At 69.3% G+C, this 2,624-nt stretch carries 2 protein-coding genes; one reads left to right on the forward strand and one right to left on the reverse strand.

What is annotated here, in order from left to right; translation table 11 throughout:
- The coding region (glgX, locus tag ACOADB_RS24910; RefSeq protein ID WP_378605210.1) for a glycogen debranching protein GlgX at window positions 1-1,714 on the reverse strand (1,714 nt) is incomplete at its 3' end.
- A 119-nt stretch (window positions 1,715-1,833) separates the two neighbouring features.
- Between glgX and ACOADB_RS24915 the strand changes: the two genes are divergently transcribed.
- Complete coding sequence (locus ACOADB_RS24915; RefSeq protein WP_378605213.1) at window positions 1,834-2,619, forward strand: enoyl-CoA hydratase/isomerase family protein; 786 nt, start codon at window positions 1,834-1,836, stop codon at window positions 2,617-2,619.
- Window positions 2,620-2,624 lie beyond the last annotated feature (5 nt).

The following is a 2,624-nucleotide window of genomic DNA, read 5'->3' on the forward strand; positions in this document are numbered from 1 at the left end:
ACGCCGGGTGCTCGCGACGCAGTTGCAGGGCGGTCCGGGTCACCTCGTAGACGTCGAGCCAGGCGTTGTCGGCCTGCCAGTCGATCCACGAGATCTCGTTGTCCTGGCAGTACGCGTTGTTGTTGCCGCCCTGCGTGCGGCCACGTTCGTCGCCGGCCGTCAGCATGGGCACGCCGTTGGACAGGCACAGCGTGGCCATCAGGTTCGCGGCCTGACGTCGCCGTAGCGCCACGATCTCCGGGTCGTCCGTCTCGCCCTCGACGCCGTGGTTCCACGAGCGGTTGTTGTCGGTGCCGTCGCGGTTGTCCTCGCCGTTGGCCTCGTTGTGCTTGGTGTCGTAGGAGACCAGGTCGCGCACGGTGAAGCCGTCGTGGGCCGTCACGAAGTTGACCGAGTTGTACGCCGACCGGCCGTCGTCGGCGTACAGGTCCGACGAGCCGGCCAGTCGGGTGGCGACGGCGTGCGAGCCCTGGGTCTGGCCGCGCCAGAAGTCGCGGATCGTGTCGCGGAACTGGTCGTTCCACTCCACCCACGGCGGCGGCATCCCGCCGACGAGGTACCCGTCCATCGACACGTCCCACGGCTCGGCGATCAGCTTCACGTGCCGCAGCACGGGGTCCTGGCCGATGGCGATGAGCAGCTTGCACGCCATGTCGACGCGGATCGCGTCGGGCCCGGCGGTGCGGGTGATCGCCGACATCAGGTCGAACCGGAAGCCGTCGACGTGCATCTCGCTCACCCAGTACCGCAGCGAGTCGAGGATCAGCCGCAGCGCCAGCGGATCCTCCGAGTTCACCGTGTTTCCGCAGCCGGTCACGTCCCAGTACGTGTCGTCGTACACGCCGTCGACGGGAGGGACCCGACGGTAGAAGCCACGGTCGTCCAGCCCCCGGAAGGAGTAGGTCGGCCCGTCGGGCCCGGCTTCGGCGGTGTGGTTGTAGACGACGTCGAGGATCACCTCGATGCCGGCCGCGTGCAGGTCCTTGACCATCTGCTTGAACTCGGTGACCTGTTGCCCGCGGTCGCCGGAGGCGGAGTAGCCGGCGTCGGGGGCGAAGTAGCTGACCGGGTTGTAACCCCAGTAGTTGACGGTTCCCCGCTCGACGAGTGCCGGCTCCGAGAAGAACTGGTGGACCGGGAGCAGCTCGACCGCCGTGACCCCGAGGTCGCGCAGGTAGTCGGTGACGACGGGATGGCCGAGGCCGGCGTACGTGCCGCGCAGCTCCTCGGGGATCCGGTCGTGCAGCTGCGTGAACCCCTTGACATGGAGCTCGTAGATGACCGAGTCGAGCCAGCGCCGACGAATCGGGTTGTCGTCGGACCAGTCGAAGGACGGGTCGACCACGACACTGCTGGCGTTGCCCGCGCTGCCGGACACGGCCAGGCCGTACGGGTCGAGCAGCAGGGTGGCGGGGTCGAAGCGCATGCCCTCGGTCTCGTCGGCGGGTCCTTCGGCGCGATAGCCGTAGCGGGTGCCCGGTGCGATCTCGGGCAACGCGCCGTGCCAGATGCCCAGCGACTGCTCGGTCAGCGCGAAGCGTTGCTCGCCGTCGCCGGGCGCGTCGTCGAGCAGGCATAGCCACATGCCGGTCGCGTTGGGGGAGTAGACCGCGAAGTTGGTCGACTCGGGCGACCAGGTCGCACCGAGCGGCCAGTTGCGACCGGGCCACACCGCAGCACGTTCATCGAGGGATCGCCAGAGGCCGGGAGTCACGCGGTCATTGTGCCGTCAATGTGTTCAAGTCCCGGGGGTTCTGTACACCGAGGGGGTGAGGAGCGGCACAATGCGGAGGGGAGCCCCCAGCAGGAGCGTCACCACACGAGAGGGAGCAGATGACCAGCGAGTTCGTGCGCCTGGAAGTTGCCGACGGCGTCGGCACGATCCGGCTCGACCGCCCCAAGGCGATGAACGCCATCAGCATCCAGGTCCAGGACGAGCTGCGCGACGCAGCCGCCGAGGCCGCCGGGCGTGCCGATGTGCGCGCCGTGGTGGTCTGGGGCGGCGAGAGGGTCTTCGCCGCAGGCAACGACGTCAAGGAGATGTCGACGATGTCCTACACGGACATGGTCGACCGGGTCGAGGCGCTCCAGGGCGCCGTCAACGCGATCGCGCGGATCCCGAAGCCGGTCGTCGCGGCAGTGAACGGCTACGCCCTCGGTGGTGGTTGCGAGCTCGCGCTCGCCGCTGACCTCCGCTTCGCTGCCGACAACGCGGTCCTCGGCCAGCCCGAGGTCCTGCTCGGCATCATCCCGGGCGCCGGAGGCACCCAGCGCCTGCCGCGCCTGGTCGGCCCCAGCCGGGCCAAGGACCTGCTCTACAGCGGTCGTTTCGTCAAGGCCGAGGAGGCCCTCGCCATCGGCCTGGTCGACCGGGTGATCCCGGCCGCGGACGTCTACACCGAGGCCGTCGCGTGGGCTGCCCGCTTCGCGACCGCGGCGCCGTACGCCCTCCGGGCCATCAAGGAGTCCGTCGACCGTGGCCTCGAGGCCGACCTCGAGACCGGCCTGCAGATCGAGCGCCAGCACTTCTCGTCGGTGTTCGCCACCGAGGACAGCAGGACGGGCATGCAGTCCTTCATCGAGAACGGGCCGGGCAAGGCCACCTTCGAAGGTCGGTGAGCAAC

Origin of the sequence: Nocardioides sp. CPCC 206348, from assembly GCF_048654705.1 — a bacterium.
Taxonomy (GTDB): domain Bacteria; phylum Actinomycetota; class Actinomycetes; order Propionibacteriales; family Nocardioidaceae; genus Nocardioides.

What these genes read in the sequence shown, in the direction of transcription:
- ACOADB_RS24915 (WP_378605213.1), top strand. Translation starts at nt 1,834, where the DNA reads ATGACCAGCGAGTTCGTGCGCCTGGAAGTTGCCGACGGCGTCGGCACG.